This is a genomic window from Lysobacter panacisoli (genome assembly GCF_009765165.1).
Lineage (GTDB): Bacteria > Pseudomonadota > Gammaproteobacteria > Xanthomonadales > Xanthomonadaceae > Lysobacter_J > Lysobacter_J panacisoli.
Map to the genome: position 1 here is coordinate 1,278,108 of NZ_VLNU01000001.1, position 18,570 is coordinate 1,296,677.

Here is an 18,570-nt window from a genome sequence, read left to right on the forward strand (position 1 = left end):
GACGGTGGCGACGCCTTGTCCACACACTCCAGGGACCTTCCATGCACCAGAAGCGACTCGCGACGGCGATATGCCTCGCACTGCTCTGCACCGCCACTGCCGCCCACGCGACCGATGACGATGTCACCGCGATCGACACGGTCACCGTGACCGGCACGCGCATCTCCAACCCCAACGTCGTTTCGCCCACGCCGATCAGCGTACTGACCGCCGAGGACATCAAGGCCGTCGGCGCGGTCAACATCGGCGACCTGCTGACCACCATGCCGCAGCTCGCCACCACCTTCACGATGGGCAATTCCGGCCGCTTCATCGGTACCGCCGGCGTGGCGATGCAGGACCTGCGCAACCTCGGCACCGCGCGCACGCTGGTGCTGGTCAATGGCCGCCGCTTCGTGGGTTCGTCGGCGGGTTCCAGCGCGGTGGACACCAACCTGATCCCGGCCGACTGGGTCGAGCGCGTGGAGATCATCACTGGCGGCGCGTCAGCCGTGTACGGCGCGGACGCGGTCAGCGGCGTGGTCAATTTCATCCTCAAGCGCGAATACGAAGGCCTGAACCTGCACGCGCAGCTCGGGACGAGTTCGAGTGGCTTCGACAAGCAGCTGCTGTCGGTCACCGCCGGCACGCCGTTCGCGGACGGCCGCGGCCACTTCGCTGCCTCGCTCGAACACAGTCGCCAGGACGCGCTGGAGTTCCGCGACCGTTTCGGCCACCAGGCCTGGCGCGAGATCCGCACGCCCGGCTACAGCACCGACAAGGTGTTGATGCCCGACGCGGGCAGCTACCTGATCACCTATGGCGGCACGTTCGCGCTCGGCCCGAGCACCGACATCACACGGCGCTATGTCTTCGATCCGGACGGCAGCGTGCGCAAGCAGCGCTTCGACGGCATACGCGATACCGCCGGTGGCTGCACCGATTGCGACCGTTCCGACAGCAATCGCACGCTGCAACTGCAGCCGAAGTACCAGCGCACGTCCGTGAGCAGCGTCGCCAGCTTCGACCTCGACGCGGAGCATCGCCTGTACTTCGAAGGCACCTGGAGCCAGGTCGATTCGAAGACGCAGTCCTCACCGGCGTTCGGCAGCGCGACCACCGGCTCGCCCTACATCGTGATGCCCGACAACGCCTACATCCGTCCGGATCTCGCGGCGGTGATGAAGGGCAAGTCGATCAAGGTCTCGCGCAGCGATCTCGACGCCGGGCGCCGCGGCGAGGACACGGAGCGCCGTACATGGCGCACGGTGTTCGGTTCCGACGGCATGCTGTGGTCGGACTGGCAGTACGACGTCTCGGCGGTGTACGGGCGCACGGACGAGGCGCGCGACAACCTCAACAATCGAATCAACGAGCGCTTCTACGCCGGCCTCGACGCGGTGCGCGATCCGGCCAACGGCAACGTCGTGTGTCGTTCGCGGATCGCTCTGGGCTCGGTCAACCAGAACCTCCTCGCCTACACCGACAGTCCGGACGGCATCGTGTCGCCGGACGTGGCGCAGGGCTGCATTCCCTTCAGCATCTTCGGCGAAGGCGCGATCGATCCGTCCGCGGCGCACTGGTTCAACACGACGACGCGTACGACCTCGCGTCTCACCCAGTTCGTCGCCAACGCGTCGCTGACCAACAACCACCTGATCGAGCTGCCGGGCGGCTCCGCCAGCTTTGCGACCGGCGTGGAATACCGCCGCGAGACGAGCCGGCAGGACACCGATCCGCTCGACGTGTCGGGCCAGACCTTCCTCAACGCGATCCCGAGTTCGCACGGTGCGTACGACGTCGGCGAGCTGTTCGCCGAAATCGCCCTGCCGCTGGTCTCCAGCGACGCGTTCGGATCGCTCTCGTTCGATGCGGCGGCGCGCGTGTCCGACTACAGCACTGTCGGCCACACCACCGCGTGGCGCTACGGACTGGACTGGGCCGTCAACAAGAGCCTGCGCCTGCGCGGCACGATGTCCAGCGCGGTGCGCGCGCCGAACATCGACGAGCTGTTCGGCGGGCAATCGCAGAACTTCTTCTCGGTGACCGATCCGTGTTCGGTCGTGGAACTGAAGAACGGCAAGAACCCCGCGCTGCGCGCCGCCAACTGCGCCGCGCTGGGCGTGCCGAACGGCTTCGTCGCGCAGAACATCGGCACGATCGAAGGACTGTCGGGCAGCAATCCGGACCTGGATCCCGAGACCGGCCGCAGCTGGACGGCGGGCTTCGTGTTCACGCCGGATTTCCTCGAGGGCTTTGGCCTGAACGTGGATTACTGGAACATCAAGCTCTCCGACGCCATCACCTCGGTCTCGGGCAGCGCCACCGCGCAGCGCTGCGTCGACTCGCCCAGCGGTATCGACAACGTCTATTGCACCAACGCCACGCGCGATCCGGTCACGCATGAGCTGACGTTCATCCGCACGCTGCAGCAGAACATCGCCGCGACGAACACTGACGGCGTCGACATTGGCGCGAGCTACGCGCATGACCTCGGCGCGGGCCGGCTGAAGCTGGACCTCAATGCGACCCGCGTCCTGCACTACACCGACTTCCCCTTCCAGGAAGATGCGGACGAGTCGGTCGAGCAGAACCGCACGCTCGGCTTCCCGGAATGGAAGGCGACGCTGCGCGTGGGCTACGCGCTGGCGGGATGGAACTTCGACTGGAGCACGCGCTACGTGTCGGAAAGCCTGCGCGTGAGCAACGACAGCTACCACTCCAACCCGACCTCGACCGCGCCGATCTGGGCGGGCTCGGGCGTGTTCCACGACCTGCGTGGCAGCTACCGATTCGACGGCGGCTGGCAGGTGTACGCGGGCATCACCAACGTGTTCGACTCCGATCCGCCGGTGAACCTGTTCGGTACCGGTTTCGGCTCGGGTCTGTACGACGCGATGGGACGCTCGTACTACGCGGGGTTCAACTACAGGTTCTGAGGCGGAAAGCGACGGGGCCTGCGGGCCCCGTCGTCCGCGCGGCGCATCACAGCATGCGCCGCAGCGTGTCGTCGCGACGGACGTAATGGTGGTACAGCGCGGCGACCACGTGCAGGCCGATGACCCAGTAGAAGAACTCGCCGATGCTGCCGTGCAGGTCCTCGAGCCGTTCGGCGAGGGCCGGATCCGGCGCCATGAGCGCGGGCAACGCGATCTGCGAGAACGGCACGTACAGCACCTTGCCGTCCGTCCATGCCGTCAGCAGTCCGAGTACAGGCATCGCGATCAGGAACGCGTAAAGCAGCAGGTGCAACAGGCCTGCCGGCAACGCCTGCCACAAGGGCAACGCCGGATGGATCGGCGGCGCGCCGTGGCGCACGCGCAACGCGAGGCGCCACGCCACCAGCACGAATACGGACAAGCCCAGCCAGAAATGCGTCTGCATCATCGCGGCGCGTTCCGGCGAACCGCGCTGGAACAGGCCGCGCTGTTCGATCGCCACGTAGACCAGGAGGATCAGCACCGCCATCAGCCAGTGCAGCCTGCGCAGGCCGGGGGTGTAACGACGGACCTTGCCGAACATGGTGTCTGCTCCCGGAATGGTGCGGCTTTATCGCGTACCGGCGCGCCCGCGCCTTTGATCCTGATCAGACCGCACGGCTCAGCCGACGGACGCGAAGGCCCGCAAGGCCTGGACCGTGCGCGCGGCGCCTTCGTCGTCGATGTCGAGGTGGGTGACCAGGCGGATCGCCGGTGTGTAGCCGATCGAGACGCGGATGAAGGCTTCGTCCATCGCGCGACGCAGCGCGTCATGGCGTTCCACCGGCACGTCGATGAACACCATGTTGGTGTGCTGGGCGACGACGGTGAGGCCATCGAGCCCCTGCAACTGCGCCGCGATGCGTGCGGCACGGGCGTGATCGTCCGCAAGCCGCGCGACGTGGTGGTCGAGCGCATGGGAAGCGCCGGCGGCCAGCAGTCCTGCCTGGCGCATGCCGCCGCCGACCACCTTGCGCCAGCGCGTGGCGGTGGAGATCAGCGCGCGCGTGCCGAGCAGCACCGAGCCGACGGGCGCACCGAGGCCCTTCGACAGACACACCGAAACGCTGTCGAAATTCTTCGCGATCTCGCGCGGTGCCACGCCCAGCGCGATCGCGGCGTTGTACATGCGCGCGCCGTCCAGGTGCAGCGACAGCCCACGTCGGTCGCACAGCGCGCGGGCGGCAGCCAGGTAGTCGAGCGGCATCGACCGGCCATGCCAGGTGTTCTCCAGGCACAGCAGGCGCGTGCGCGCGAAGTGCGGATCGATCGGCTTGATCGCGCGTTCCACCGCATCCAGCGGCAGCGAGCCATCGGCGGCGTGCACGATCGGCTGCGGCTGGATCGAGCCGAGCACCGCCGCGCCGCCGCCTTCGTACTTGTAGGTGTGCGCGTCCATGCCGACGATGTATTCGTCGCCACGCTCGCAATGGGCCATCAGACCAAGCAGGTTGGACTGCGTGCCGCTGGGCACGAACAGCCCCGCCTCGAAGCCCAGGTCGTTGGCGAGCCGCTGCTGCAGCGCGTTGACCGACGGATCCTCGCCGTACACGTCGTCGCCGACCGGCGCACGCATCATCGCCTCGCGCATGGCGGCGGTGGGCTGGGTCACGGTGTCGCTGCGCAGGTCGATCCAGTGCATGGGAGGCGTCGTGGTTGCGTCGCTCCCGAGTATGCCAGCGAGGCACGGCGGGCTGGCAGGGCCATGAGGGACGGCTACACTGCGCGGCATGAAGATCGCCAGCTGGAACGTCAACTCGCTCAACGTCCGCCTGCCGCACCTGGAACAGTGGCTGGCGCAGGCCGCGCCGGACATCGTCGCGCTGCAGGAAACCAAGCTGGAGGACGAGCGGTTCCCCGACGACCCGTTGCTCGCCGCGGGCTATCGCAGCGTGTTCGCCGGACAGAAGACCTACAACGGCGTGGCCGTGCTCTCGCGCGAATCCGCGCGCGACGTGCAGATCGGCGTGCCGGGCTTCGAGGACGAGCAGAAGCGCGTGATCGCGGCCACCGTCGGCGACCTGCGCATCGTCAACCTGTACGTGGTCAACGGCCAGGACGTGGGCACCGACAAGTACGCCTACAAGCTGCGCTGGCTCGGCGCGGTGCACGACTGGCTCGAGCAGGAGCTGCGCGCGCATCCGCGCATGATCGTGCTGGGCGATTTCAACATCGCGCCGGACGAGCGCGACGTGCACGATCCGGTGGTCTGGAACGACGACCACATCCTCACCTCGCGCGCCGAACGCGAAGCGCTGCAGAAGCTGTATTCGCTCGGCCTGCACGACGCGTGGCGCGCGCTCAATCCGGACGAACGCCAGTTCAGCTGGTGGGATTACCGGCAGGCGGGTTTCCGCCGCAACCTCGGCCTGCGCATCGACCTCACCCTGGTGTCGGACGCGTTGCGACCGCACTGCGTGGCTTCGGGCATCGACCGCGAGCCGCGCAGCTGGGATCGTCCGAGCGACCACGCGCCGGCGTGGGTCGAGCTAGCGTGATCTGAACGCGATCGCGCGTCGCGGGATCGCCGCGCGCGATCAGGCGTGCGCGGCGTGCAAGAGGTCGTGCAGCGCCTGGCGCGGCAACTTGCCGGTCTCGTTGCGCGGCAATGCGGCCACTCGTCGCAACGGGCGCGGCAGGAACACCGGATCGAGCTGCTCGCGCAGCGCCTGCAGGATCGCGTTCTCTTCCAGGCCCGGCGCGACCACCAGCGCGGCGATGCGGCGCACGCCGATCGCGTCCGCCTCGTCGAGCTGGAACACCACCCCGTCTTCGACGCCCGGCACCGCGAGCAGCTTGCGGGTCAGGTCGCCCAGCGACGCGCGCTTGCCGGCGATGTCGAGCAGGTCGGCGTTGCGGCCTCGCAGTTCGAAGCGGCCGTCGGCGTGCACGTCCATCAGGTCGGCGAGCACGACCGGCTCGGACAGGTGCGGCGCATGCACTGCGGTGCCGTCTGGCTGGGGCGCCAGGCGCACGCCCGGCAGCGGCGTCCACGCGGCGTCGCGGGCGGTGCGGCGACGTGCGAACACGCAGGTTTCGGTCGAACCGAACACCTCGCGCACTTCGCAGCCGAAGCGCGTTTCGGCCTCGGCGGCCAGTTCAGGCGGCAACGGCGCGGTGGCCGAGACGATTCCCGCCAGTGGCGGCAGTTCGAGCCCGGCAGCGACCAGCGCACGCAGGTGCACCGGCGTGGTGATCAGCAATGGCGGCGTGGGCGAGTCGTGCAGCGCACGCGCCACGTCGGCCGGGAACAGCGGTCGCGCCGAATGCACGGCGACCGGGCCGAGCAGCGGCAGCAGCACGGTCATCTCCATGCCGTACATGTGCTGCGGCGGCACGGTCGCGACCACGCGGGTCACGTCATGGTCGGCGATCAGGCCGGCGAACGCGGCGAGGTTCTGCGCGGTGGAGGTACGGAAACTCTGCCAGGTCTTGGCATAGGCACGCGGCTGGCCGGTGCTGCCGGAGGTGAAGCCGATCGCTGCCAGTGCGTCCTCGTCGATCTGCAGCGGGCCGCCGTCGAGCTCGTGCAATTCCGCCGGCAACTGCACGCAGTGCGGCGGTGCGGGCGACAGCGCGACGTCGGTGAGGCAATAGCTGTCGCGGTAGTGCGCCTGCACGTGCTCGATCTCGGCCGGCGCGCGCGAGGACGGCATCAACGTGGTCTGCCCGCGCACCGCCGCCGCGCAGAAGGCGACGAGATAGCGGTAACGGTCCTCGCACAGGTTGATCGCATACCGCGACGGCGGCAGCGATTCGGCCAGCGCGCGCACCTGCCGCTCGAAACGGGCCAGGTCGATGGTCTGCGCCGCATCGAAAGCGATGGCGCGCGCCCGATCCCCGCACGTGAGCGGCACGGGCACGGCATGGACGATGAGGCTTTCGACGACCGCGGACATGGATTCCAGTGTGTACTGCGGCTTCGCCGCTTCCCCTGCCACTAGCTTACGCTGGGCGCCGTTCACGAGCCCACACGACTGATTCATGTCCCTGTCCGCTGGCCAAACCGTGCCGCCCGGCGACCTGCCGCCCGGCGCTGTGCGCTGGTCCTGGCAGCCGCACGCCCCACGGGTCCCGGCCGAGCCGCTGGCGCGGGCGTGGCTGGCGCAGGCGCTGGACCTGCCGCCACAGTCGGTCCCGCTGGAACGCGACGCCCGCGGCCGGCCGCGTCTGGGCGGCGCGTACGCCGGCTGGGACTGCAACTGGAGCCACAGCGGCAACGGCCTGCTGGTCGCCATCGGCCGCGACGTGCGGGTCGGGATCGATCTGGAACGCGTGCGCCCGCGCGGACGCGCGCTCGAACTGGCGGCCCGGTTCTTTACCGCGCCCGAGCTGGTCTGGCTGCATGCGGCGCCGTCCACGGCGGTGCGCGACCACGGCTTCCTGCGCCTGTGGTGTGCGAAGGAGGCGGTATTGAAGGCGCATGGCCACGGCATTTCCTTCGGCTTGCACCGGCTGCGCTTCGCCGACCTCGACGGCAGATTGCAGCTGGTCGAGTGCGACCCCGAGCTCGGCGCGCCATCTGACTGGCGGCTCGACGAACTGCAGCCGGAGCCGGACTACCTCGGCGCCCTCGCCTGGCGGCCCACGTAGGGTTCACGCGGCTGATCGGCATCCCGACATCGGCGATACTGCGCGCCGCATGAATACCCCCGCTCCCCTCGATCCGTCGCTGCGGCAAGCGCTTACCGACGGCCTGCGCGCGCTGGCGCTGGACCCGGCCGTGGCCACGCCGCTGCTGGATTACCTGGCGCTGCTGCTGCGCTGGAACCGCACCTACAACCTCACCGCCGTGCGCGATCCGCACGAGATGGTGACCAAACACCTGCTCGATTCGCTGGCGATGCATCCGTTCGTGGACGAGCTGGCCGCGCGCGGCGGGCGCCTGGCGGATCTCGGAACGGGTCCTGGGCTTCCCGGGATTCCGCTGGCGATCGTCAAGCCCGGGCTGAAGGTGACGCTGGTCGAGAGCAACGGCAAGAAGGCGCGCTTCATGCGCGAGGCGATCCGCCAGCTCGGGCTGAAGGATGCGCGCGTCGCCGAATCGCGGATCGAGGCGCTGGACGAACCCGGCGCCTACGACGCCATCACTGCGCGCGCACTGGCCACGCTGCCGCTGATCCTGGAACTGGGCGGGCACCTGCTCGGCCCCGACGGTCGCCTGCTGGCGATGAAGGGCGTGTACCCGGCCGACGAGATCGCCGCCCTCCCCGCGGGCTGGGGCGTGCAGGCGTCCCATCCGCTGCGGGTGCCCGGGCTGGACGCCGAGCGCCACCTGGTCGTGATCGGCCGCACGGCTTCGTAAACCGATCGGAACCGTCCGTCCGGACGGCAACCCCGCAAGTGATTGATCCGCCGCCCGCTGGCGGCAATGGCGGCATGGGATCGCCCAGACAGGTAACGGCGAGGGCGCGCGCGTCTTTGCATCCGGGCATAATCCACGGTCCGGCCCCACGCCGGCCTCATTCCGCTTACAGCCAGGACGAGCCGCATGGCCCGCATCATCGCCGTCGCCAATCAGAAAGGCGGGGTCGGCAAGACCACCACCGCCGTCAACCTGGCAGCCGCCCTCGCGCGTACGCCCAAGCGCGTGCTCCTGGTCGACCTCGACCCGCAGGGCAACGCGACGATGGGCAGCGGCATCGACAAGCGTGAGATCGAGAATTCGATCTGCGACGTTTTGCTCGGCGAAACCGATGCCGCTTCGATCCTCAAGCGCACCGCCGAGGATTTCGACCTGCTGCCGGCCAACATCGAGCTGACCGCGGCCGAAATCAGCCTGATGAGCGAGTCGGGCCGCGAGCAGCGCCTCAAGACCGCGCTCGCACCGCTGCGCGCCAATTACGACTACATCCTGATCGACTGCCCGCCGGCTCTGTCGCTACTGACGCTCAACGCGCTGACCGCCGCCGATTCGATCGTGGTGCCGATGCAGTGCGAGTACTACGCGCTGGAAGGCATAAGCGCGCTGCTCGACACCATCGACGCGCTCAAGGCCAACCTCAATCCCGCGCTGGAGATCGAAGGCGTGCTGCGCACCATGTTCGACGTGCGCAACAACCTCGCCAACGCGGTGTCGGCGGAACTGACCAAGCACTTCGGCGATCGCGTGTTCCGCACCATCGTGCCGCGCAACGTGCGCCTGGCCGAGGCGCCCAGCTATGGCCAGAGCATCGTCGGTTACGACCGCGCCAGCCGTGGCGGCATCGCCTACATGGGCCTTGCCGGCGAAGTGCTGCGCCGCCAGCGCGAGCGCGAGCAGGCCGCCAAGGCCGCGCGCACGGGCGAAGTGAAGGAGACCACGGCATGAGCGTAGCCAAGAAGCGCGGCCTGGGCCGCGGCCTTGAGGCATTGCTGGGCCCGAAAGCGGCCGCGGAAGCGCCCGCGCTGGAAGCGGTCGAAGGTGACGTGCTGCGCCACCTTCCCGTGGACGCGCTGACCCCGGGCAAGTACCAGCCGCGCAAGCACTGGGACCAGGAAAAGCTGGCCGAACTGGCCGAGTCGATCAAGGCGCAGGGCGTGATCCAGCCCATCGTCGTGCGCGACCTGGGCGGCAAGCGCTACGAGATCATCGCCGGCGAACGCCGCTGGCGCGCCTCGCAGCTGGCCGGGCTGAGCCAGATCCCGGTGGTGATCCGCGAAGTCGACGACCGCACCGTGGTCGCGATGGCGCTGATCGAGAACATCCAGCGCGAAGACCTCAATCCGCTGGAAGAAGCCAACGCGCTGCAGCGGCTGATCGACGAATTCGACCTGACCCACGCGCAGGCCGCCGAAGCGGTCGGCCGTTCGCGTGCGGCGGTGTCCAACCTGCTGCGCCTGCTGGAACTGCCGGCCGAGATCCGCGTGCTGCTGGAAACCCACTCGCTGGAGATGGGCCACGCGCGTGCGCTACTCGCGCTGACGCCGCAGGCGGCGATCGCGCTGGCGCGCCAGGCCGCCGAACACGGCTGGTCCGTGCGCGAGGTCGAACACCGCGTGCAGCAGCTGTCGGCGGGCCAGATCCCGACCAGCGCCGCCGCCCGGGCCAAGCCGGCCAAGGTCAAGCCGCAGGCCGACATCGTCGCCCTGGAGCGCGAGCTGTCCGAGTCGCTCAACACCAAGGTCAACGTCCTGCACGGTCGCGGCGGCAAGGGCCGCCTGGTGATCCACTACACCGACGTCGACTCGCTCGAGGGCGTGCTCGAAAAGCTGCGCGGTACCGTCACCGAGTAACCGGGGCGCGGCCGGCATGAACCCGTACCGTTATCGCGTCACGCTGCGCGCCATCCATCCGCGCGACGATATCCGCCCGCTGTTCGACCAGCTGGGCCTGACACCCGAACGCGCCTGGCGCGCGGGCGAGCCACGCCGCACGCCCAAGGGCACGCCGCTGGACGGTCAGTACCGGGAAAGTTACGCCTACACAAATCTGACATCCGGTTCGCGAAACTGGTCGGATGAGGATTTGCAGGACTACCTGCGTGGCGTGCAGCAACGGCTGGCCATGCATCGCGAGACTCTGCAAACATTCTTCGTCCGCGGCGGCCGCTGCGGGTTGGTCATCGGTCTTTCTGGCGAGAGCAACTTCGGGTTCGAACTCGACCCGTCGCTCAGCGCCGGCCTGGCCGACCTCAAACTGACACTGGGCTTCGATATCAATCCGGGCCCGGACTGATCCCACATCACACAAGACAACCGATGGCTGAACCCTCCCCCGGCACCATCCTCGTCACCGGCGCCGCCGGCTTCATCGGCGCATACACCTGCCGCGCGCTCCGTACGCGGGGCGCGCGCGTCGTCGGCCTCGACAACTACAACGACTACTACGACCCGCGCATCAAGCGCGACCGCGTCGCCGCGCTGTGCCCGGACGTGGACATCCGCGCGCTCGACCTCACCGACCGCGACGGTCTGGCCGCCCTGTTCGACGAGGTGCAGCCCACCCACGTGATCCACCTGGCCGCGCAGGCCGGCGTGCGCTATTCGCTGACCCATCCGCACGCTTACGTCGACAGCAACCTCACCGGTTTCGTGAACATGCTCGAGCTGTGCCGCCATCGCGGCGTGCAGCATCTGGTGTACGCGAGCTCTTCGTCGGTGTACGGCGATTCGGCGACGCCGCCGTTCTCGGAAGACCAGCGCATCGACCGGCCGCGCTCGCTGTACGCAGCGACCAAGGCCGCGAACGAGCTGATGGCGCACACCTACGCGCACCTCTACGGCCTGCGTTCGACCGGCCTGCGTTTCTTCACTGTGTACGGCCCGTGGGGCCGGCCCGACATGGCGCCGCTGCTGTTCTCGCGCGCCGTGCTGGCGGGACGTCCGATCGAGGTGTTCAACCACGGCAAGATGCGCCGCGACTTCACCTTCGTCGACGACATCGTCAACGGCGTGCTCGGCGCGCTCGACCATCCGCCATCGGCCGACGTGGCGCCGCCCGCGGTGCCGCACCGCGTGTTCAACCTGGGCAATCACACGCCGGTGGAGCTGGAGCGCTTCATCGCGGTGATCGAACAGGCGGCCGGCGTGACGGCGCAGAAGGTGTACAAGCCGATGCAGCCGGGCGACATGGTCGAAACGATGGCCGACACCCAACGCGCACACGACGCGTTCGGCTTCGAGCCGGCGACGTCCATCGAAAGCGGCCTGCCGCAGGTCGTGGCCTGGTGCCGCGAGTACTTCGGCGACAGGGCGTGAGCGCCGACATGAGCGCGACCCCACAGATCTCGGTCGTCGTTCCGGTGTTCAACGAGCGCGACAACATCGCGCCGCTGGTGCACGAGATCACCGCTGCGCTGCGCGACGTGGCGGAGTTCGAGATCGTCTACGTCGACGATCATTCGCGCGACGACACGCTCGCCGTGCTCACCGCGCTCAAGTCGCAGGTGCCCGAGCTTCGCGTGATCCAACACCTGAGGCAGAGCGGCCAGAGCACCGCGATCCGCACCGGCGTGAAGGCCGCGCGCGCGCCGTGGATCGCCACGCTCGATGGCGACGGCCAGAACGATCCGGCCGACATCCCCAAACTCATCGCACAGCGCGCGAACGGCGACGACAGCATCAAGCTGTTCGCGGGGTGGCGCGTGAACCGGCGCGATAGTGGCAGCAAGCGCTGGGCATCGAAGTGGGCGAACGCGATCCGTGCGCGCATGCTGCGCGACGACACGCCCGATACCGGTTGCGGCATCAAGCTGTTCGAGCGCGCGGCGTTCCTCGACCTGCCCTACTTCGACCACATGCACCGCTACCTGCCCGCGCTGATGCAGCGCGCCGGTTGGAAGACGGTGAGCGTGCCGGTCAACCACCGCCCGCGTTCGACCGGCGTATCCAAGTACAACAACCTCAACCGCGCACTGGTCGGCATCAACGACCTGCGCGGCGTGTCCTGGCTGATCCGTCGCAACAAGATCACCGGCACACGCGAGGTCTGAACCCACCGTCGGCCTTGCTACCCGGCCGTCACACCCGCAGGGCACCGGCCCATCGGATCGCGTCATGGAATACGACTTCATGAACCACCCCATCGCCTGGCTCGAATGGACCGGGCTGCACATGTCGCCGTGGAAGATCATCGGCCTGACGGGCGCCATCATGTTCGGCGGGCGCTGGCTGGTGCAGTTCCTCGCCTCGCGCAAGTACGGACGGCCGGTCATCCCGCGCCTGTTCTGGTACATGAGCCTGCTGGGCAGCGCGATGACGCTGAGCTACTTCGTGTTCTCGCAGAAGCAGGACTCGGTGGGCGTGATCCAGAACCTGTTCCCGGCTTTCACCGCCGCCTACAGCCTGTACCTGGACATCAGGCACCGCGGCTGGAAACGCGATCGCGCCAGCCATTGAACCGGACGCCGGCGTATGCCCCGCCGGTCGGCCCGGGGCTGTGACGCGGCCCCACCAAACTGTCTTATCAGCCAACCACGGCATGGTCCGGGATGCGAAGATCGGCGCTTCGTCACCCAGGTTCCCGCCGTGAAACGACTGCTCCTCACCGCCGCGCTGTCCGCCCAGCTCGCCCTGATCTCCACCACGGCCTTCGCCGGCCCGGTCGACGATCGGTTCCAGGCCATCTACACCAAGGAATGGCAGTGGCGGCAGGACGAGATGGGGATGTCCGACGAGGACAACGACGGCTCGGGCAATCGCCATAACCTGCCGTCGGTCGACGCCGCCACGCAGAAGGCGCGGTTGAAGGTGTGGGACGACGTGCTGCGCCAGCTCGACGGCATCGACGCCACGAAGCTCGATGAGCAGAACAAGGTGAACTTCGCCGTCTATCGCGCGCAGGTCGAGAACCTCGCCGCCGAGGTGCGCCTGCGCGGCTACGAGATGCCGTTCAATTCCGACTCGTCGTTCTGGTCGAACCTGGGCTTCATGGCGCGTCGCCCGCTGCGCACCAGCGAGGACTACCGCGCCTATATCGACCGCCTGCGCGACGTGCCGCGCTACTTCGACCAGAACATCGCGAACATGCGCGCCGGCCTGTCGCGCGGCTTCAGCGTGCCGCGCGCGGTGCTCGACGGACGCGACGGCTCGATCAGCGCGGTGGCGGACCTGAAGGATCCGCAGGAATCGAAGTTCTACGATCCGTTCAAGCGCATGCCGGCGACGATTCCCGCCGACGAGCAGGCCAAGCTGCGTGCCGACGCGACCGACGCGATCCGCGACAAGGTCATTCCCTCCTACGCGAACCTGCTGACATTCTTCCGCAAGGAATACGTGCCGAAGGCGCGCACCACGCTCGGCGCCGAGCAGATGCCCGACGGCGAGGCGTTCTACCGCCAGCAGATCCGCGAATACACCACGCTGGACCTGGATCCGGAGCAGATCCACCAGATCGGCCTGGACGAAGTCGCGCGCATCCAGGCCGAGATGGACAAGATCATCCAGCAGGTCGGCTTCAAGGGCAGCTTCGCGGACTTCCTGAAGTTCCTGCGCACCGACAAGCAGTTCTATGCGACCACGCCGCAGCAGCTGCTCGATCGCGCGGCCTGGATTTCCAAGCGCGTGGACGGCGAGATCGGCAAGTACATCGGTACGCTGCCGCGCGGCCGCTTCACGATCGTCCCGGTGCCGCCGGACATCGCGCCGTTCTGGACCAGCGGCCGCGGCGGCGCGGGCACGTACTGGGTCAACACCTACGACCTGCCCTCGCGCCCGCTCTACAACCTGCCCGCGCTGACCCTGCACGAGTCGGCCCCCGGCCATGCGCTGCAGGGTTCGCTGGCCAAGGAACAGGGCGAACTGCCCGCGTTCCGCCGCGAGACGTACATCTCCGCCTACGGTGAAGGCTGGGGTCTGTACAGCGAGAAGCTCGGCGTGGAGATGGGCATCTACGAGACGCCGTACGAGGACTTCGGCCGCCTGACCTACGAAATGTGGCGCGCTTGCCGCCTGGTCATCGACACCGGCGTGCATCACAAGGGCTGGACCCGCGACCAGGCGCTGGCCTACCTGCGCGACCGGACCGCGCTCAGCGAGCATGAAGTCTCCACCGAGGTCGACCGCTACATCTCCTGGCCGGCCCAGGCGCTGAGCTACAAGCTGGGCGAGATCACCATCGTCCGGCTGCGCGCTGAGGCCGAGAAGGCGCTGGGATCGAAGTTCGACGTGAAGGCCTTCCACGATGCCCTGCTCAGCGAGGGCTCGGTGCCGCTGCCCGTGCTGGAGGAGCAGGTCCGCGCCTTCATCCGCAAGTCGGCGACCGCGACGGCCAAGGCGGACTGAGCCCGAGGCCGGCGCCGGGCCCTCGCCCGGTCCGGCACTGTGGATAAGTGCTTGCCCGGGGCCGGGTTGCGCGGCATAATTGCCGGCTCGCTGCGTCCGGTCTGCCCTTCGGGACACGACCGGGCGGGGTCCGGAAGCACGATTCCGTCCCGCCACCGGCAGCCAGGTTTCCACACCCGTATCGTGCGCCGCCTCCGGAGGTCCGGAAGCGGAGGGGCCGCCGCCTCCCTGGCCAAGGGAGACACCATTTACCTTTCGAGGTGCGTATGGCCCGTGTATGCCAAGTAACCGGCAAGCGAACGACGACCGGCAACAACGTCTCGCATGCCATGAACAAGACCCGCCGCCGTTTCCTTCCCAACCTCCACGAGCGCCGCTTCTGGGTCGCTTCGGAAAACCGTTGGGTGAAGCTGCGTGTTTCCAGCGCCGCCCTGCGCACCATCGACAAGAACGGTATCGATGCCGTCCTCGCCGAGCTGCGTGCCCGCGGCGAGAAGATCTGAGGAGAACTGACCCATGGCTTCCAAGCGCGACAAGATCCGCCTGATCTCCTCGGCCGGCACCGGCCACTTCTACACCACCGACAAGAACAAGAAGAACACGCCGAACAAGATGGAGGTCAAGAAGTACGACCCCGTCGTTCGCAAGCACGTGACCTACAAGGAAGGCAAGATCAAGTAAGCCGCCTTCCGGCTTGTCGGATGCAATACCGGAAACCCCGCCGAAAGGCGGGGTTTTTGTTTGTGCGTACGTGAGTCGCCGTGCCCGTGTTTGCGGATGACGATCCTGCAAAACACTACGGCCCCGAAGGGCCGTAGTGGGTGTTGCGACTTGCATGCAGCCGATCAGAAGCGCTGCTGGTACTTCAGGTAGTAGAAGCGACCAATATCGAAACCACCGTAGTAGTCGAAGTCGCTGTTCGGATCGCCGTAAGTGACCGGCCCCTCATGCCCGAACACATTGTTCGCGCCAAGCGAAACCGTGGCATTCCACGGCGTGCTATAGCGGAACTGCATATCGTGGAACGTGTTGGACCCGCGCTGATGGGAAGGTTGTTCCAGCGTGTACGCAGAGACGAAGTCCGGCATGTTGCATTCCGAACCACCCTCCAAATCGTACGCACACGCTTCCTTCATGCCCGAGTAGTAACGCGCCGTCCACGAAGCCCCGAAGTCACCCTTGGACCAGTCAAGCGTCAGATTCGAGCGGATACGGAAGTTCGAATCCCACCCAGTGTACTGGTTGATCGGCGTGACCTCTTCGTTGTCACGCTTGTACTCGAGGTAGTCGATATAGGTCGACTTCCAGTCGAATCTGAACTGACCGAAGGCCGTTTCCGGGAGCTTGTATCCAACGTTGAAGTCGTAGCCGGCCGTTTCCTGGTAACCACCATTGACCAGAATGCGGGTGGCGTCCACCACCTGACCGCTCACCGCATCACGCTCGAAGCGGCCGCAGGCACCATCGATGCCCTGCACATAGCACTGATTCAGGATCGAAGTCACCGTTTCCGAAGCAATGACATCGTCGATCCGGATCTTCCACCAGTCGAGACTGACATCCAGCCCTTCGGCCCAACTCGGGCTGTAAACGAAGCCAAAGGTGTAGGACTTGGAAGTCTCCGGGGTCAGGTGCGAATTGGAGCCCGACAGGTACGTGTAATTCGACTGGGCACCCGGTCCGCTTGCCGGAGAGCCGCCCGACGCCTCCTGACGGAAGCCAGCGGGCACATCACCGGTGCAGCGCGCTGCAACGCCTGCATTGCGAATTGCAGTGCCGAACATCGTGTCGCACGGATCGGTGTAGTTGTCGAACGTCTCGCTCGTGCCACCGTACAGATCGGCCACAGTCGGCGCACGGAAGCCAGTGGCGATGGTTCCGCGCACGAGCAGATCTTCAATCGGACGCCACTTCAGACCGAACTTACCGTTCACCGTATCGCCGAAGGTGTTGTAGTCGGAATAGCGGCCGGCAATGTCGAAGGAGAGTTCCTTTGCACCGGGGACGTCAGCAAGAACCGGCACGCTGAACTCGAGGAAGAGTTCGTTCAGCGAGTAACCGCCTGCCGTCGGACCACCCGACAGATCCGTCGAGAGACCCGACTGGTTCAACGCGTCCGGGTCGTAGTGTGCTTGCTCACGGCGGTGCTCATAACCGACCGCCATGCCCAGGTCGCCGGCCGGCAGGTTGGCGAGGACGCCACTCAGGTTGGCGCTGTAAACCGTCGTGGAAGTCTCAGAGGTGTCATGGCTGGGCAGGAACAGGTACGCCTGCAACGCCGGATCCGAGAGATTGCCCGGGTCGTTTGCGCCGTACGGCGAAAGCGGATTCCACGGTATGCAATCTTCGATGGGCTTGCTCGAAGTACCGCACTTGACCACTCCATCGGTGTCGAGGAACGAGGGACCGACCGCACTACGCACATTCGGAATGAACAGGTTGCCCGTTCCGGTCTTGACGCCCTTGTTCTCGTTGTAAACGTAGCCGACATCCCAGTCCCACGGCTTGTCGGCGATGTCGAACGTGCCCTCAAAACCGCCACTGAAGCGATACGTGGTCAGTTCGGAAAGGGTCTGACGCGGAACTTCCCAGGTGCGGCGCTGGAAGGTGATGCTCTTGTCCAGCGGATTGAAGTAGCTGGTTGCGGAAAGCGGGGTGGCGTAGGCCGAAGAACGGTAGGGGTAGCCCGCGATCTGCTGCAGCGTCTCACGATGCGTGTACAGCGCGTCAGCCGTGAAGCGCACGTTATCCGTGAGGTCAAAGCTTCCATTGGCAAACACCGAGCGACGCTCGATGCCCGTCTGCAGAAGCATCTGCTGGTTCGAGTTGGCGAAGTCGCCCGCGTTGGTGGGGTGATAGTCCGCAAAGTTGGTCGGGTCACCACCGGCATCCACCGTCCAGCTCCGGCCAAGCCCCTCGCCACAGAAATCCTCCGTGGTCGGGCTCATCAAACCACCTCCGCAAGGGCCGTTCGAGATCACACCCCGCTGCGAAATGCCGCTCCACCCATTGGAGGCGACGGAGCTGCTGGTCAGGTCATAGGGAGCCGGGTGATACGGGCCCTGTCCGGTAGCGCTGAACGGACGGTCCTTCGCGTAAACCGGATCTTCTTTGGTGTACTCAACGCCCAGCGCGACCGAACTGCGATCTCCGGTACTGCCAATGAGGAAGTTGTAGATCTGCTTGGTGCCATCGCCCTGGCCATACTGGCCGATGTAGGCACCCGCCTCCGCGCCATCGAAGCCCTTGCGGGTGATGATGTTGACCACGCCAGCAATCGCGTCCGAACCATAGAGCGCCGAGGCGCCATCGGTCAGAACTTCGATGCGCTCGACAACGGAAGTCGGGATCGAGGCAAGGTCGGAATAGCCGCCCGAGCTGATACCCATGCGCTTGCCGTCGATCAGCACCAGGGTGCGCTCCGGACCAAGGTTGCGCAGATCGATGTACTGACCGCCGACTTCCTCACCCGACGCCAGCGCATCAGCGCGGCTGATGGACGGCGAGCCCGCAGCGCTGATGTTCTGGAGGATGTCAGCGACGCTGGTGAAACCCTGCTTCTGGATGTCAGCACGACTCAGGCTGATGACCGGCTGTGCGGTTTCCAGGCTGACCTGACGAATCCTCGACCCCGTCACCTCGATCCGGTCCAGCGTCGTGGCGTCCTTCTCCCCGGATTCCGCCGCGCTGGCGACCACCGGCGACAGTGCGGCCGCGATGCCGAGCGGCAGCATGCCGATGCGCACGACGGCGCGCTTGTTGCGTTGTTTCATCTTTCTCTCCCGCCACGTTATGGGCGCGTTAAACGTCCAGTCACGTTAGAGTTGGAGAGGGAAACAGCGTTTTCCCCGGTGTATCGGAGCGCATCGCGTACACCGGCGATGTGGTTTGCGCGCGAGGTTCCGCAGGT

General features: G+C 66.9%; 17 protein-coding genes. 13 read left to right on the top strand and 4 right to left on the bottom strand.

From position 1 onward, the window contains the following. Nucleotides 1-41: 41 nt before the first annotated feature. Nucleotides 42-2,918 (top strand): TonB-dependent receptor domain-containing protein, encoded by a 2,877-nt coding sequence (locus FOF45_RS06160; protein WP_158983098.1) that lies wholly within the window; start codon nucleotides 42-44, stop codon nucleotides 2,916-2,918. Nucleotides 2,919-2,964: 46 nt separating this feature from the next. On the opposite strand, the gene FOF45_RS06165 is transcribed toward FOF45_RS06160, so the two are convergent. Both FOF45_RS06165 and ltaE read right to left on the bottom strand, forming a co-directional pair. Further along, nucleotides 2,965-3,501, bottom strand: a complete 537-nt coding sequence (locus FOF45_RS06165) for a cytochrome b (protein ID WP_158983099.1) — start codon at nucleotides 3,499-3,501, stop codon at nucleotides 2,965-2,967. Between the two features lie 78 nt (nucleotides 3,502-3,579). Next, on the bottom strand, nucleotides 3,580-4,599 hold the full coding sequence (gene ltaE, locus FOF45_RS06170) for a low-specificity L-threonine aldolase (protein ID WP_158983100.1): 1,020 nt from the start codon (nucleotides 4,597-4,599) through the stop codon (nucleotides 3,580-3,582). Between the two features lie 88 nt (nucleotides 4,600-4,687). On the opposite strand from ltaE, the gene xth reads away from it, so the two are divergent. Beyond that, a complete protein-coding gene (gene xth / locus FOF45_RS06175; protein ID WP_158983101.1) occupies nucleotides 4,688-5,455 on the top strand; it encodes an exodeoxyribonuclease III in 768 nt (255 codons plus the stop codon). A gap of 39 nt (nucleotides 5,456-5,494) precedes the next feature. Here the strand turns inward: xth and FOF45_RS06180 are convergent, their stop codons facing one another. Further along, nucleotides 5,495-6,856 (bottom strand): AMP-binding protein, encoded by a 1,362-nt coding sequence (locus FOF45_RS06180; RefSeq protein ID WP_158983102.1) that lies wholly within the window; start codon nucleotides 6,854-6,856, stop codon nucleotides 5,495-5,497. An 85-nt stretch (nucleotides 6,857-6,941) separates the two neighbouring features. Between FOF45_RS06180 and FOF45_RS06185 the strand changes: the two genes are divergently transcribed. The 11 genes from FOF45_RS06185 to rpmG all read left to right on the top strand — a co-directional run bounded on the left by FOF45_RS06185 (nucleotide 6,942) and on the right by rpmG (nucleotide 15,341). Further along, entirely contained in the window at nucleotides 6,942-7,550 is a 609-nt protein-coding gene (locus FOF45_RS06185) for a 4'-phosphopantetheinyl transferase family protein (RefSeq protein ID WP_158983103.1), read from the top strand. Nucleotides 7,551-7,599: 49 nt separating this feature from the next. Beyond that, nucleotides 7,600-8,262 carry a 16S rRNA (guanine(527)-N(7))-methyltransferase RsmG gene (gene rsmG / locus FOF45_RS06190; protein ID WP_158983104.1) on the top strand — a complete coding sequence of 221 codons (663 nt, stop codon included), beginning with the start codon at nucleotides 7,600-7,602 and terminating at the stop codon, nucleotides 8,260-8,262. A 186-nt stretch (nucleotides 8,263-8,448) separates the two neighbouring features. Next, entirely contained in the window at nucleotides 8,449-9,267 is an 819-nt protein-coding gene (locus FOF45_RS06195) for a ParA family protein (protein ID WP_158983105.1), read from the top strand. Beyond that, nucleotides 9,264-10,172: a ParB/RepB/Spo0J family partition protein gene (locus FOF45_RS06200; RefSeq protein ID WP_158983106.1), complete on the top strand. Its 909-nt coding sequence runs from the start codon at nucleotides 9,264-9,266 to the stop codon at nucleotides 10,170-10,172. Before FOF45_RS06195 ends, FOF45_RS06200 begins: the two co-directional genes overlap by 4 nt. Nucleotides 10,173-10,188: 16 nt before the next feature. Continuing rightward, nucleotides 10,189-10,614: a hypothetical protein gene (locus tag FOF45_RS06205; RefSeq protein ID WP_158983107.1), complete on the top strand. Its 426-nt coding sequence runs from the start codon at nucleotides 10,189-10,191 to the stop codon at nucleotides 10,612-10,614. A 23-nt stretch (nucleotides 10,615-10,637) separates the two neighbouring features. Further along, nucleotides 10,638-11,636, top strand: coding sequence for an SDR family NAD(P)-dependent oxidoreductase (locus FOF45_RS06210; protein ID WP_158983108.1), 999 nt, complete (start codon nucleotides 10,638-10,640; stop codon nucleotides 11,634-11,636). A gap of 8 nt (nucleotides 11,637-11,644) precedes the next feature. Further along, nucleotides 11,645-12,370, top strand: coding sequence for a glycosyltransferase family 2 protein (locus FOF45_RS06215; protein WP_158983109.1), 726 nt, complete (start codon nucleotides 11,645-11,647; stop codon nucleotides 12,368-12,370). Nucleotides 12,371-12,434: 64 nt separating this feature from the next. Further along, nucleotides 12,435-12,776 carry a lipid-A-disaccharide synthase N-terminal domain-containing protein gene (locus tag FOF45_RS06220; RefSeq protein WP_158983110.1) on the top strand — a complete coding sequence of 114 codons (342 nt, stop codon included), beginning with the start codon at nucleotides 12,435-12,437 and terminating at the stop codon, nucleotides 12,774-12,776. 129 nt (nucleotides 12,777-12,905) lie between these two features. Continuing rightward, entirely contained in the window at nucleotides 12,906-14,660 is a 1,755-nt protein-coding gene (locus tag FOF45_RS06225) for a DUF885 domain-containing protein (RefSeq protein WP_425481897.1), read from the top strand. A 266-nt stretch (nucleotides 14,661-14,926) separates the two neighbouring features. Continuing rightward, a complete protein-coding gene (gene rpmB, locus FOF45_RS06230; protein ID WP_137832985.1) occupies nucleotides 14,927-15,163 on the top strand; it encodes a 50S ribosomal protein L28 in 237 nt (78 codons plus the stop codon). 13 nt (nucleotides 15,164-15,176) lie between these two features. Further along, entirely contained in the window at nucleotides 15,177-15,341 is a 165-nt protein-coding gene (rpmG, locus tag FOF45_RS06235; RefSeq protein ID WP_158983112.1) for a 50S ribosomal protein L33, read from the top strand. Between the two features lie 164 nt (nucleotides 15,342-15,505). Here rpmG and FOF45_RS06240 read toward each other — a convergent pair whose 3' ends face one another. Continuing rightward, the gene (locus FOF45_RS06240) at nucleotides 15,506-18,433 is read right to left on the bottom strand and encodes a TonB-dependent receptor plug domain-containing protein (protein ID WP_233264066.1); all 2,928 of its coding nucleotides are present in this window, start codon (nucleotides 18,431-18,433) and stop codon (nucleotides 15,506-15,508) included. Nucleotides 18,434-18,570 lie beyond the last annotated feature (137 nt).